Origin of the sequence: Paraburkholderia sp. Tr-20389, assembly GCF_017104565.1 — a bacterium.
GTDB lineage: Bacteria > Pseudomonadota > Gammaproteobacteria > Burkholderiales > Burkholderiaceae > Paraburkholderia.
Genome location: NZ_JAAGPD010000005.1, coordinates 308,179 through 321,580, shown reverse-complemented (window position 1 = coordinate 321,580; position 13,402 = coordinate 308,179). Strand labels below are relative to the sequence as shown.

Genomic DNA, 13,402 nt, shown 5'->3' with positions numbered 1-13,402 from the left:
AGCGACTTTCATACGACAAGAGCGCCCGCCGCTGTGCGCGGCGCGCGCTCTTCAAGGCTGCTGCTAAAGGCGCGCCCGGCGATGCTGCAATGCATCGCGCAACGCGCGCCCCATTCAATTCAACGACAGCTGTATCACGCCTTCTTGTTATATGCGCTGCACCAACCCTTGCTCGCGACCTGCTTGCCCGCGAACATCGGGCAGCCGGCATAGGCGTCGGTGGCCTTGCCTTGATAAAAGCTGCAGTTGCCGCAATCCTGGCCTGCAGCGTATTTCGCGTACTTCGCCTTGTCGACTTTGGTCGCGTCTTCCTTGTAGCCGAGCGCCTGCGCGGTCGGATCGGATTCGGCGACCTTCGGCGCATCCGCGAACGCCTGGCGCGACGACAGAGCAATCGTCGATGCCACACCGATACTCGTGATCAGAAACGTACGACGGGAATTGTTCATATGACTCACTCCATTGGTATTGTGGGGATCTACGCTGTTCTGACGACAGCGGTCCCCAAGCATAGCAATGAAGCCGACGCGCGTGACGCATCAAATGTCGGTCATAAGAAAATCGGTAGCGTGTGCGGGCGAGACGCGCGCGGTATCACCTGCGCGACATGACGACGATGTCCAGCGCAGCGTTACCGCCGCGTGTCGCGCATTCAGGCGCGCCCGCTGACTTCGCACACGCGCTGCGCAATCGCCAGCGACGCCGTCAAACCCGGCGACTCGATGCCGAACAGATTCACGAGACCCCGCACGCCATGCGCGGCGGGCCCTTGAATCAGGAAATCGGCGGCCGGCTCGCCCGGACCCGACAGCTTCGGACGAATACCCGCATACGCCGGCTGCAGCGCGTGATCGGGCAACGCGGGCCAGTAGGCGCGGATCGCCGCATAGAACGATTCGGCACGCTGCGGATCGACGTCGTAATTGATCGAATCGACCCATTCGACGTCCGGGCCGAAGCGCGCCTGTCCGCCGAGATCGATTGTCAGATGTACGCCGAGCCCGGCTTCATTCGGCATCGGATAGATCAGCCGGTTGAACGGCGCGCGGCCCGAGATGCTGAAGTAGTTGCCGCGCGCGAGATAGATCGGCGGCACATGGCGCGCGTCGAGTCCGCGAATCTTGCGCGCGATCGCGTTCGCATACAGCCCGGCGCTGTTGATCACGCACGCGGCACCGATCGTCGTCGGCGAACTGCCGCCCACCTTGACGACGAAGCGGCCGTTGACCGCCTCGATTGCTTCGACGGGCGCGTGGAATGCGCAAACGGCGCCATCGCGTTCCGCGTCGCCGAGCAGCGCCAGCATCAGTTGATGGCTGTCGACGATGCCCGTCTGCGGCGAGAACACGGCTTCGACGCATTGCAGCGCGGGTTCGAGCGCCTGGGCTTCTTCGCCGCTGATGCGCATCAGGTCGAGCACACCGTTTTCCTTGCCGCGCGTCATCAGGCTGTCGAGCTGCGGAACCTGGTTGCGCGCGGTCGCGACCAGCAGCTTGCCGCAACGCTGATGCGGCACGCCGCGTTCCGCGCAGTAGTCGTACAGCATTTCTCGGCCGCGCACGCACAACGTCGCCTTGAGCGAGCCGCGCGGGTAATAGATGCCCGCGTGTATGACCTCGCTGTTGCGGGAACTCGTGCCGACGCCGATGGCTTCCGCCGCTTCGAGCACGATCACTTCACGTCCGCGCGCCGCCAGAGCGCGCGCGACGGCCAGACCGACGACACCCGCGCCGATCACCACACATTCGATCTGATCCATGTCCCTTGGACGCGGCCCGATGCGCCGCGTTCTACCTCGTCATCCACCCGGATTTCGATAGCGTGCGGCACCGTCATACCCGTGACCGCGTGCTGTCGAACGCTTCACATGCACAATGCGAAATCGCCCGACACGCCACAGACACAAATGCCCGCAGCCTGTTCCGGCTGCGGGCATCAATATGTGGGAACGCGTCGCGCGTCTGAGTCAGTGTACGCCCACGACGCTCATTCCTGGTGAATTTGGCGGCCCCGCAATTTCATGCGTTCCGCTCGCGCCACAACGGGCTTGATCAATCGGTCGCAGTTGTGCGTTTGAACAGGTGGCGCACGTCGACGTGCGCAATGGGTACCGTATAGCCGCCCGTCGCGAATTGCTGCGGATAAGCGGGCGCGTTCGGGTTCAGGCTCAGTTCACCGTTGGCGCGGGCTTGCGCCAGATCCGCCCTCACCTCGGCACGCGTCTTCGGGCCGTTGACTGTGGACGGCGTTTGCGTCGGCGCTGGACTGTAGCCGCTCGCGAAAGCGGGCACGGCGACCACTGCGGAAATCAACAACGCGGCAAGCGAAAGCTTCTTCATGATCGGTTCCTGAGGTGGGGTCCGGGAGAAACGCGGCGTGCATTTCGATGGACCCAGTCTAGTCTTCACCTATCGGTTTGCCGACCCTCATTAACGAAATTGACTGTTGTCGGATTCCGTTCAAATTGAGTGCAAATCACCCTGCTCTGGCTATTAAATACACGCCTGATTGGAACAATGAACAAGCCGCTTGGGCGCGGCCCGTTCACATAAACGGCGCGCGCTCCGCTAGAAACCGATCGGTTTGCGGCGCGAGTTGTAGTCAAGACGAATGTCGTCGGCACCGATGTGATCGCGGCCCGCGATGCGCGCCGAGCCGAATCCGTTCAGGATCGCGCGCCGCATTTCGCGCGGCGACGCCTGCGCGAGCGCGTCAAGCGCCGCGCCGCCCAGGTCGGCGGGAAAGCGTTGTCCCCAGCCGTGCGCCGAGCGGATCTCGTCGTAGATCGACTGCGCGATGCGCCGCGAGCCCTCGCGATCCGGCGGCGGAATTTCGTAGACGTTCATCCGGTTCATGATCGGCTCGGGAATCGCGCGCTCGTCGTTCGCGGTCGCGATCCAGATCACATGGCCGGCGTTGATGGGGATTTCCGCGAACTCGTCGATAAAAGTCTGCGCGGTGTCGTGTTCGAGCAGCGCGTAGAGCGCACCGAGCGGATCGTATTGCGAGTCGCCCGTCGCCTTGTCGATTTCGTCGACGGCGATCACGGGGTTCGCATAGCTGCCGTGCACGAGCGCGTCGAACACCTTGCCCGGCTTCGCGTTCTTCCATTGCGAAGAAGCGCCCGACAGAATCCAGCCCGCCGTCAGCGAACTCATTGCGACGTAGTGGTACGCGGTGCCGAGCATGCGTGCGAGCTGCTTCGCGAAATGCGTTTTGCCGATGCCGGGATCGCCGAGCAGCAGAATCGGCATCAGTTCGAGGCGGTCGTCCGTTTCGAGGCACAGCGCGACCTGCTTGCGGATATCGTCGAGCGGCTCGGTGAAGTTGGGCAGCGAGCCAATCAGATCGTCGATGGACGGCATCCGGTTCGGCTTCACACAAAAACGCAGATTGCCGACCTTCAGCATCTTTTCGTACGTGGAACGCAGTGCATCGCTGGCACCTTCGCTCAGTTCGTTCAGCGCGGTCTCGACCTGCTCCAGATCGTAGACCTTGCTGAACGATGCAACCGCGATTTCCTGTTTCACCATTGCCGTTGTCATCGCTTCACCCCGTCGAGCTGTTCTTGCAGCCGCAGCGTCCCCGACGCCGCTTCAATTTCAGTGTAACGACGAGAAAAACGCATGCAAGCCAGCAGCCACACGGGTCTGCTGCTAATCGCACATGGCGGGCGAGGTGTTTGCTTGAATCGACATATCCGCGCCCCTATCTGCAATGTAGTGTTACCGCCGGGCGCTGAACCTTGGTTCCAGATCGGGTGTCAGAAAACCGTTGTCACGATAAAGCGTAAGATGGTCGGCGGTCGCAAGAAAGAACGCGCGGACATAGCACGCATTGGCGAAACGCAGCGATTCCGGAGACTCTTTGTACATGTGGAAAACCAGCCTTGTCGCCGCCCTGCTCGGGGCCACGCTCATCGCACAGGCCGGCGCGGCCCAGGCGCAACAGCGCAGCGCGCCGCCCGTCGTCAAATGGGAACTGCAGGTCGTGCGCGACGGACAGCAGATCGATTCGTTCGACGGCACCACGACCGTCGGCCAGGCCCGCACCGACACGCATCATCACGTGGTGCAGAACAACGTCGGCTGCAAGGACGTGCCCGCGGGCAACATCGACCTTTCGCGCACGCTGACCGTCTCGCCGACGCAGGCGGACGCATCAGGCGTCACGTTTGCAATCGATGCTCAGGAAACGCTGCAGGAGCCGGGCACGCGCACGACGGACACCGGCTGCAAACTGCCGCCGCAGCCTCGCCAGGTGAGCGCGAACCATCCGGGCCTGAAAGTGCCGCCTGGCGACTGGACCTCATGGACGATCGTCGACAAAGACCCGAATCTCGTCTATCGCGTGCGTGCAAGCGTCGCAAACAACCCGTGACCTCAACGAACGACGTGGACAACGCGGCATGCGAAACCCCGAAGAACTGATACGCGAAAACCTCGGCCCGAAAGACTTCATCGCTGTGAGCTGGAACCTGCACAAAGGCCGTTCGCCGCTCGGCTTTCAGGCCTGGGAGGCCATGCAGCGCTGGGTGCAGTCCGTCCATGCCGACGCGTATTTCCTGCAGGAAGCGATGGCGCGCCGGATGCCGGGCCCCGTGCTGGCCAGTTCGTTCGGCGCGCGCATGGGCGACTTCGACAACGACGTATGGCATTGCCAGGCGACGGAAATCGCCGATTCGCTGCAACTGCAGATCGCCCTCGGGCCGAATGTGTTCAAGCCGTCGTGGCGGCACGGCAATGCGATCCTGTCGCCGCATCCGCTCGATCTCGGCGGACGCTGGGACATCTCCGCGCATCGCTTCGAGCGGCGCGGACTGCTCGTCGCGCGCGCGACGTTCGGCGGCCATTCCGTCACGCTGCTGTGCGCACATCTCGCGCTCACGCGTCAGGCGCGTCTGCGTCAGATGCACTGGATCGCGCATTGGATCTCCAAGGAAGCGCCCGCCGGTCCGCTCGTGCTCGCGGGCGACTTCAATGACTGGCGCAACGACTCCGTGCCGCTGTTTCGCGAGCATGGCCTCGAAGAGGTTGCGACACTGCTCGGCGAGCCGGGCCGCACATTCCCCGCGTTTTCGCCGGCGCTTGCGCTCGACAAGATGTTCGTGCGCGGCATGAAACCCATCGAATGGATCCAGCCTGCGCAAGAAACGGCATGGCTGTCGGATCACCTTCCCTACATGGCGCGGCTGCGCGTCGAATGAGCGCGCGTTGCGGCGTCAGTCGCGCTGCGGTGTCCAGTTGAGTTCGGCGCTGATCGCCTCGCCGGGTTGAAGCACGCGGTAGCCCGCGCGTTCGCGTGTGCCTTGTTCGGCGTTGAAGCAGTCCGTCGTGTTCGTGACGGGTTCGACGCACAGTTGCACGTCGTTCGCAGGCGCAAACACCACCAGATGATCGAACGGCGCATCGGCCGTCATCGTCAGCCGGCGACGCTCGTCGGGCCACGCGATCGTCGCGCTGCGCTTCCAGTTGCTGAAGTTGTTGTCGAGATCGAACGCGTCGGCGTTCATGCCGAACTTCAGTGCATCGACAGCGGGATGCGCGCCCAGATGCGTCGGCAGCACGTCCGCGTCGGCGTGCCACATTGCGTCGACATCGGCGGTGACGAGCGTATTCGATGTGCGCGGGTAGTACGGATGATGGCCCATGCCGAATGGCATCGCGCTTTCGGACAAATTCTGCGCGGCCAGCGTCACGCGCAATGCATCGCCGATCAGCTCGATACGCTGACTCGCGCGATAGCGGAACGGCCATTCACCAGGCCGTTGGGGATCGGGTACATGCTCGAACTGCAACTCGACACAGGTCGACGTGCGCGCACCGACGCGCCACGGCCTGCGCCACGCGTGACCATGCAGCGCATGCGCGTATCGGTTGCCGTCGCCGCTCAGATCGATCCCACGTCCGTCGAATGAGAAGCGCGCGTCGCGGATGCGATTGCAATACGGAAAGAGCGGGAAGCTCGCCATCCGCAGCGGATCGCGATCGGCGAGCGCCCCGCGCGTCGCGGGCCGCAGCCAGTGCAGCACGCGCTGCGATGCCCCTACGCGCACCACGCCGTAGTAAGCGGCAATCGACCCGCCCACTTCCGGCGCCACGACGAGCGTCGTCTCGCCACTCGACAAGACGACGAGCGACGCATCGTCGATCCGCAGATCAGTAGCGGGATCGGTCGCGGACGGATGAAAAAAAGCTTCGCGCATAGTCGTTTGAGTGATCGTGGACGGGTGCGGCATTCGGCGGGCGCCTGAGCGAAACCGCGCATGAAAGCGCCCCCCTGCGCGAGCGAGAATCGCACGCCAAAACCCTTTTGGTCAATATTATTAGTAATAAACTACGCAAAAGAACGCCTTCGGGAGCCGATGCCACGAGGCAAAATGCGGGGTTTGCGCGTGTTGTCCGGCGCATATTATTAGTGTTACCGTCGGCATCACGATGCCTGCGGCATTCACCGTCAACGAGCCGCCGTTGCGCGGCCAGATCAATGAAAAAATCGACTCAACGCCGCCCGACGATGACCGATATCGCCAAGCTCACCGGCGTATCGCAATCGACCGTTTCGCTCGTTCTCAACAACGCGACCAGCGCCAAGTTTTCCGAAGCGACCCGCAACAAGGTGCTCAAGGCCGCGCAGGATCTCGGCTATCGCCTGTCTGCGCGCGAGCCGCTGCCCCCGTCATCCGACGAACGCAATCTGATCATCTATCTCGCCGACGAAATCTCGACGAGTCCGCATCCCGTCGTGAACATCGACGGTGCGCGCGACGCCGCCTACGCGCACGGCAAGCTGCTCGCCGTCTATTCGACGCACGGCAACGCCGACGTCGAACAGCAGGTGCTCGACGCGGTGCTGGCGAGCCCGACGGTATTCGGCGTGATCTACGCAACGGTCTACACGCGCAAGGTCGCGCTGCCCGCCGCGCTGTCGCGCGTGCCGACCGTGCTGCTGAACTGCTACACGAGCGAGGGCGGCCAGTCGTCGATCGTTCCCGCCGAAGTCGCGGGCGGCCACGTCGCGACGGAATATCTGCTGCGCGCGGGCCACCGGCGGATCGGCTACATCAACGGCGAGCACTGGCAGGACGCGGCGAAGGACCGGCTGAAGGGCTACCGCACCGCGCTCGCCACGGCCGACCTCCCGTTCGCGCCGGAACTGGTTCGCGATGGCGACTGGAGTTCGGGCACGGGCTTCGAGCACACGCTGTCGCTGATGCGCGAACCGCATCCGCCGACCGCGATTTTCTGCGCCAACGACCTGATGGCGCTCGGCGCGATCGAGGCGCTGAAACAGCTCGGCTACCGCGTACCCGACGACGTGTCGGTGCTCGGCTACGACGATCAGGAAATCGCCCGCCACACGCATCCGCCGCTGTCGACCGTCGTGCTGCCGAACTACGAGCTGGGCCGCTGGGCCGTCGACACGCTGCTGCAGGAAGTGCACAACCAGGCAGCCGGCGCGCCGGTACGTCACCGGATGGTGAAACTCGACGGTCCGCTGATCGAACGCGGGTCAGTCAGGGAAATTACCGAGGCAAAACACACAGCAATTAATATTATTAGTGATTGACCAATAATAATTCGCGATGAAATAATCGGCACGACCGGTCACCACCGAAGTGCCGGCGGCAGTTGAAGCACAAAAGCAAAACACACCAACTGAACTGGTACCTGGAGGAAGACATGGCGTCGCACAATCGGGATTCGCGCCGGCAACGGCTCCAGCCGCTCGCGGCAGCATTGCTGGCAATTGCTATGGGATTCGGCATGGCCTCGGCGCAGGCTGACGATCTGCCGAAGATTCCCACCAAGAAACCGTTGAAAGTCGGCTTCGCGCAGACGGAGAGCAACAACCCGTGGCGCCTCGCCGAAACGCAGAGCTTCAAGGACATCGCAGCCAAGTGCGGCTGGCAGATGGTGATGACGGATGCCAACGGCTCCAATTCGAAGCAGGTCTCGGACATCCAGAGCATGATCGCGCAGCACGTCGATCTGCTCGTCTTCCCGCCGCGTGAAGAGAAGCCGCTCGCCCCCGTCGTGCTGCAGGCGAAGAAAGCGGGCATTCCCGTGATCCTCGTCGACCGCAATGTCGATCAGTCCGTCGCGAAAGCGGGCCGCGACTACATCACCTTCATCGGCTCGGACTTCATCGATCAGGGCCACCGCGCCGCCGACTGGCTCGTCAAGGCGACGGGCGGCAAGGCGAAGATCATCGAACTCGAAGGCACGACGGGCGCATCCGCTGCGAACGACCGCAAGAAGGGCTTCGACGAAGTGATCGCGAAGAATCCGGGCATGTCGATCATCGCGTCGCAAAGCGGCGACTTCGCGCGCGACAAGGGCCGCCAGGTGATGGAAACGCTGCTGCAGGCGCATCCCGACGTGACGGCCGTGTACGCGCATAACGACGAAATGGCACTCGGCGCGATCGCCGCGATCAAGGCGGCCGGCAAGCAGCCGGGCAAGGACATCCAGATCGTCACGATCGACGGCACGAAGGGCGGCATGGAAGCAATCGCGGCCGGCGAACTCGGCGCGAGCGTGCAGTCGAGCCCGTTCTTCGGCCCGCTCGCATGCGATGTCGCGCAGAAGTTCGCGAAGGGCGAAAAGGTCCCGACGTGGGTCAAGGTGTCGGACCGCTTCTACGACAAGGGCAACGTGCAGGAAAGCATGCAGTACGGCTATTGACGTAACCCGGCCGGCGCGCGGCGCTCCACGCACGGTGCTGCGCACCGCCGGCCAGCCAGGCAGGGACTCGACGAGGCGCACGCGCCGCGTCGACGGGAAGGGTTCGAGGCGACGTGTCCGCTCGCGCGCGTTTTCGCGCCCGACGGGCCGTCGCTTCGCTTTGTCGGGCGTACCATGAACGTCGCGGCCCGAGCGACGGTATCGACTGTCGCGCCGCCCGTCGCAGTGCTCGTGGCCCCGCGCAGCATGAGGAGACATACGTGACGCAACCCGACGCGCATTCCGACGCTCCGCCGTCTTCATCGCGCACGCCCCTGCTCGACATGCAGGGCATCGACATCTCGTTCGGCGGCGTGCCCGCGTTGCGCGGCGCGAATCTCAGCGTCACCGCGGGCGAAGTCCACGCGCTGATCGGCCAGAACGGCGCGGGCAAATCGACGATGATCAAGATCCTCACGGGCGCTTACCGGCGCTCGGGCGGCAGCGTGCGCTTCGAAGGCCGCGAGATCGATTTCCGTACGCCGAAGGAAGCGCGCGAAGCGGGCATCAGCACGATCTATCAGGAGATCAATCTGGTGCCGTTCCGCTCGGTGGCCGAGAACATTTTTCTAGGCCGCGAACCGCGCCGCTTCGGTTTGATCGACTGGCGCGACGTGCAGCGGCGCGCGTCCGCGCTGCTCGAATCGTTCGGCTTGCAGATCGACGTGAAGAAGCCCGCAGGCAGCTATTCGACGGCGATTCAGCAGATGGTTGCGCTCGCACGCGCCGTGTCGTCGGACGCGAAGATGGTCATCATGGACGAGTCGACTTCGTCGCTCGACGAACGCGAAGTCGAACTGCTGTTTTCCGTCGTGCGCAAACTGCGCGACGACGGGCGCGCGGTGATCTTCGTATCGCACCGGCTCGACGAACTCTATGCGCTGTGCGACCGCGTGACGGTGATGCGCGACGGCCAGACCGTCGCACAAAGCGCGATGAAGGACATCGACAAGCGCCAGCTCGTCACGACGATGCTCGGCCGTACGCTTGCCGCCGTCGTGCAGGACGACAGCGCCACGCGCGAGGCGAATCTCGCGCGGCGCGGCGAGAAGGCGATTTCGGCGCGCAACCTGTCCGCTCATCCGAAGGTGAGCGACGTGTCGCTCGACGTGCACGCGGGCGAGGCAGTGGGCCTCGCCGGCCTGCTCGGCTCGGGCCGCACGGAAACGATGCGCCTGCTGTTCGGTGCGGACCCCGCGGAAAAAGGCACGCTGTCGATCAACGGCGAGAACGTCGCGCTGAAGTCGCCGCAGGATGCGATCGCGCGCGGGCTCGCGTATCTGACGGAGGACCGCAAGGCGGAAGGCATCGTGCCGGAGCTGTCGGTGCGCGACAACCTGACGCTCGTCTGTCTGCGCACGCTGTCGAAGCACGGCGTCGTCGATGTCAAGAAACAGCAGGCGATCGTCGAACGCTTCATCGCTTCGCTTGGCATCAAGCTACGCTCTCCCGATCAGCCGATCCGCGAACTGTCGGGCGGCAATCAGCAGAAGGTCCTGCTCGCGCGCTGGCTCGCCGCGCAGCCGTCGCTGTTGCTGCTCGACGAACCGACGCGCGGCATCGACGTCGGCGCCAAAGCGGATGTCGCGAGGATCGTGCGCGAACTGCGCGACGAAGGCATGGCGGTGCTGCTGTCCGCCTCGGAACTCGAAGAACTGACGGCCGTGGCCGATCGCGCCGTCGTGATCCGCGACGGTCGCACGGTCGCCGAACTCGATGGCGCACAGATGAGCGAATCCGCGATCATGGACGCGATTGCCTGGGGCAGCGCGGGCACTTCGCAACTTGCGGAAGCGGCGCAATCCGCTCATATCGACGATGTACGGGAGGACGAGCGTCATGGCTCATGAGTCGCTGCGCAACGACGGCGCACCGCTTGCAACGGCAACGGCGGCAACGCCCGGTCCGTCGACGGTGAAGAAGAAGCGCCGCATTGCGATTCAACGCGAGATCGTCGTGCTGCTCGCGATGCTCGTGTTCAATCTGCTGTTCACCCAGCACTTCTGGTCGCTGCAGACGTTCAACGTCAATCTGACGCAGGTCGTGACGATCGTGATCGTCGGCATCGGCATGACGCTGGTCGTCGCGACGGGCGGGATCGATCTGTCCGTGGGCGCGTCGATGGCGATCGCGGGCGCAATCGCGCCGATGCTCTTCATGCATATCGCGGGGCCGATGGGCATCGCGCTCGCGTTCGTACTACCCGTTCTGGCCGCCGCCGTGTGCGGCGTGTTCAACGGCTTTCTCGTGACGAGGCTCGCCGTCCAGCCGATTGTCGCGACCCTCGTGCTGTTCATCGCCGGACGCGGTATCGCGCAGGTCGTCACTGACGGCAGCCTGCAGGCGTTCAACAATCCCGCGTTCCAGTGGATCGCGCTCGGCAAGGTGGCGGGCGTGCCGTTCCAGGTGCTGCTGATGTTCGCGCTCGTCGCGTTCTTCGCGTGGGTCGTGCGCAAGACGCTGTTCGGCCAGTATCTGCTCGTCACGGGCGGCAACGAGAAATCCGCCTATCTGAGCGGCGTGCCGACTGCTCGCGTGAAGATGATTGCGTACACGCTGTGCGCTGCACTTTCCGGGCTTGCTGGGCTGATTTCGATTTCGGTGAATTCGTCGTCGGATGCGAACGTGGTCGGGCTCGGCATCGAACTCGATGCAATCGCGGCCGTGGCCGTCGGCGGCACCGCGCTGACGGGCGGCAAGGCATATATCGGCGGCACGCTGATCGGCGCGCTGATCATCCAGTTGCTGCGCTACACGCTGCTCGCGCACGGCATTCCCGATGCGGCCGCGCTCGTCGTCAAGGCGGGCATCATCATCGCCGCCGTGTACGTGCAGCGGCGCTCGCGCTGACGGTTCCGAGGACTCGCATCGATGAAAAAGAACCTGCCTATCCTGATCGCGCTCGGCGCGCTGATCGTGCTCGGCCTCGTGCGCTACGAGCACTTCGCTTCCGAGTACAACATCACGTCCTTCTGGCGCTACAACTCGATGTTCGCGCTGATCTCCGTCGGCATGGCCTTCGTGATCATCACGGGCGGCATCGATCTGTCCGTCGGCACGGTCGCGGCGATGTCGAGCGTCGTCGCGGCGCTCGCCAGTCCGTACGGCGGCTGGGTCGCGGTGCTGGCCGGCGCGGGCGCCGGGCTGCTGGTCGGGGTGATCAACGGCATCATCATCACGCGCATGAAAATCCTGCCGTTCATCACGACGCTCGCGACGAGCCTCGGCGCGCATGGACTCGCGCTGCTGCTCGGCAAAAACGACGCGGTGTCGATTTCGTCCGATACGAACTTCGCGAACTTCGGCCAGGGCGATCTGTTCGGTCTGCCGATTCCCGGCCTCATTGCGCTCGTCGCGGCCGTCGCGGGCTGGCTCGCGCTGCGCAGCACGCGTTTCGGACGCCATTCGCTGGCGATCGGCGGCAGCGAGGAAGCGGCGCGGCTGATGGGGCTGAACGTCAATCGCACGCTGGTCGCCGTGTACGCGGTGAGCGGGCTGCTGGCGGGGCTCGCCGGCGTGATCCTCGCCGCGCAGTTCGGCGCGGGACAACCGAACGAAGGCGTCGGCTGGGAGCTGTTCGCGATTTCGGCCGTCGTGCTCGGCGGCACGCTGCTGACGGGCGGCGAAGGATCGATCGCGATGACGATTGCGGGCGTGCTGCTGCTCGGGCTTGTGTTCAATCTGCTGAACTTCGAGAACGGCCTCGGCTTCATCAGTCTGTCGGCCTACTGGCAATCGGTGATACGCGGCGTGTTCCTGCTGCTCGTGATCGTGCTGCAGGCGCGTGTGCTCAAACAACGCGCGCACAAGAGCGCCGAGCCTGCCGGTGGAGCAGGCGCCGGGCAGACGGCGGGATAACGTCGCGGCATCGACACCACGCGCTCGCGAAGCGCGCGCTCAAACGCGCGCCAGCGGGAGTATGATCGCGGTTCTGCCTTGTTTCCCGCTCAACGCGCCGCCGTTCCGCGCGGCAAATCGTCGCCATGCACCACTACCTGCCGATCCTGCTGCAAATTGCCATCGTCTATCTGGTGGCGCTGATCAGTCCCGGTCCCAACTTTTTCATGATCACGCAGTTGTCGCTCGCGGGCCGCCGTGGGCTCGGCGCCGCGTCGGCGCTCGGCGTCGGCACGGGGTCGACCATCTGGGCTTCGCTCGCGATGCTCGGCTTCGCGACCGTGCTGCAGCGGATCGACTGGCTGTACAACGGCATCCGTATCGCGGGCGCGGTCTATCTGGTGTGGTTCGGCATCAAGCTCGTGCGCGCGAGCACGAAACGCGGCGAAGCCATCGTCGTGAACGTCGAAACACCGCTCGCCAACGACCGTGGCGCATACTTCCGCGCGTGGCGCTCGGGCATGCTCACGTGCCTGACGAATCCGAAATCGTGCGCGTTCTGGACCAGTATCTTCGCGACGCTGTTCCCGGCGCATCCGCCGCTGTGGTTCTACGGCGTGGCGCTCGCGATGATCGGCTGCATGTCGGTCGGCTGGTACGGCAGTGTCGCGCTGATGTTCGCGACGGAGCGCACGCAGCGCGGCTATCGCCGTCTGCGCCGGCCGATCGACGGTGTGTGCGGCGCGGTGCTGGTAGGTCTCGGCGCGAAGCTTGCAGCCGAAAGCTGAGCGCGCGAATGCGTCGCTAAGGACTGTGCTGCTAAGGACTGCGCTGCTAAG

Annotated in this window: 13 protein-coding genes; 8 read left to right on the top strand and 5 right to left on the bottom strand. The window is 64.3% G+C overall.

Going from position 1 to position 13,402, the window contains the following annotated elements; translation table 11 throughout:
• Positions 1-134: 134 nt before the first annotated feature.
• The 4 genes from G3N95_RS08885 to G3N95_RS08870 all read right to left on the bottom strand — a co-directional run bounded on the left by G3N95_RS08885 (position 135) and on the right by G3N95_RS08870 (position 3,545).
• Positions 135-449, bottom strand: a complete 315-nt coding sequence (locus tag G3N95_RS08885) for a high-potential iron-sulfur protein (RefSeq protein ID WP_205969606.1) — start codon at positions 447-449, stop codon at positions 135-137.
• Positions 450-652: 203 nt separating this feature from the next.
• Complete coding sequence (locus G3N95_RS08880) at positions 653-1,759, bottom strand: NAD(P)/FAD-dependent oxidoreductase (RefSeq protein ID WP_205969605.1); 1,107 nt, start codon at positions 1,757-1,759, stop codon at positions 653-655.
• 292 nt (positions 1,760-2,051) lie between these two features.
• The gene (locus tag G3N95_RS08875) at positions 2,052-2,339 is read right to left on the bottom strand and encodes a DUF4148 domain-containing protein (protein ID WP_205969604.1); all 288 of its coding nucleotides are present in this window, start codon (positions 2,337-2,339) and stop codon (positions 2,052-2,054) included.
• Positions 2,340-2,567: 228 nt separating this feature from the next.
• Positions 2,568-3,545: an AAA family ATPase gene (locus G3N95_RS08870; protein ID WP_205969603.1), complete on the bottom strand. Its 978-nt coding sequence runs from the start codon at positions 3,543-3,545 to the stop codon at positions 2,568-2,570.
• Between the two features lie 328 nt (positions 3,546-3,873).
• On the opposite strand from G3N95_RS08870, the gene G3N95_RS08865 reads away from it, so the two are divergent.
• Together G3N95_RS08865 and G3N95_RS08860 are read left to right on the top strand one after the other, a co-directional pair.
• The gene (locus tag G3N95_RS08865) at positions 3,874-4,380 is read left to right on the top strand and encodes a hypothetical protein (RefSeq protein WP_205969602.1); all 507 of its coding nucleotides are present in this window, start codon (positions 3,874-3,876) and stop codon (positions 4,378-4,380) included.
• 28 nt (positions 4,381-4,408) lie between these two features.
• Positions 4,409-5,206: an endonuclease/exonuclease/phosphatase family protein gene (locus G3N95_RS08860; RefSeq protein ID WP_205969601.1), complete on the top strand. Its 798-nt coding sequence runs from the start codon at positions 4,409-4,411 to the stop codon at positions 5,204-5,206.
• 15 nt (positions 5,207-5,221) lie between these two features.
• On the opposite strand, the gene G3N95_RS08855 is transcribed toward G3N95_RS08860, so the two are convergent.
• On the bottom strand, positions 5,222-6,205 hold the full coding sequence (locus G3N95_RS08855; RefSeq protein ID WP_205969600.1) for an aldose 1-epimerase: 984 nt from the start codon (positions 6,203-6,205) through the stop codon (positions 5,222-5,224).
• Positions 6,206-6,516: 311 nt separating this feature from the next.
• Here G3N95_RS08855 and G3N95_RS08850 point away from each other — a divergent pair, with 311 nt between their 5' ends.
• The 6 genes from G3N95_RS08850 to G3N95_RS08825 all read left to right on the top strand — a co-directional run bounded on the left by G3N95_RS08850 (position 6,517) and on the right by G3N95_RS08825 (position 13,351).
• Entirely contained in the window at positions 6,517-7,569 is a 1,053-nt protein-coding gene (locus G3N95_RS08850; protein ID WP_205969634.1) for a LacI family DNA-binding transcriptional regulator, read from the top strand.
• Between the two features lie 113 nt (positions 7,570-7,682).
• Complete coding sequence (locus G3N95_RS08845; RefSeq protein WP_205969599.1) at positions 7,683-8,687, top strand: ABC transporter substrate-binding protein; 1,005 nt, start codon at positions 7,683-7,685, stop codon at positions 8,685-8,687.
• A 323-nt stretch (positions 8,688-9,010) separates the two neighbouring features.
• Positions 9,011-10,576 carry a sugar ABC transporter ATP-binding protein gene (locus G3N95_RS08840; protein ID WP_205969633.1) on the top strand — a complete coding sequence of 522 codons (1,566 nt, stop codon included), beginning with the start codon at positions 9,011-9,013 and terminating at the stop codon, positions 10,574-10,576.
• Positions 10,566-11,576 carry an ABC transporter permease gene (locus G3N95_RS08835; RefSeq protein ID WP_241018313.1) on the top strand — a complete coding sequence of 337 codons (1,011 nt, stop codon included), beginning with the start codon at positions 10,566-10,568 and terminating at the stop codon, positions 11,574-11,576. The genes G3N95_RS08840 and G3N95_RS08835 overlap by 11 nt, the downstream gene beginning before the upstream one ends.
• Positions 11,577-11,597: 21 nt before the next feature.
• Complete coding sequence (locus G3N95_RS08830; RefSeq protein ID WP_205969598.1) at positions 11,598-12,584, top strand: ABC transporter permease; 987 nt, start codon at positions 11,598-11,600, stop codon at positions 12,582-12,584.
• Between the two features lie 125 nt (positions 12,585-12,709).
• On the top strand, positions 12,710-13,351 hold the full coding sequence (locus tag G3N95_RS08825; RefSeq protein WP_205969597.1) for a LysE family transporter: 642 nt from the start codon (positions 12,710-12,712) through the stop codon (positions 13,349-13,351).
• Positions 13,352-13,402 lie beyond the last annotated feature (51 nt).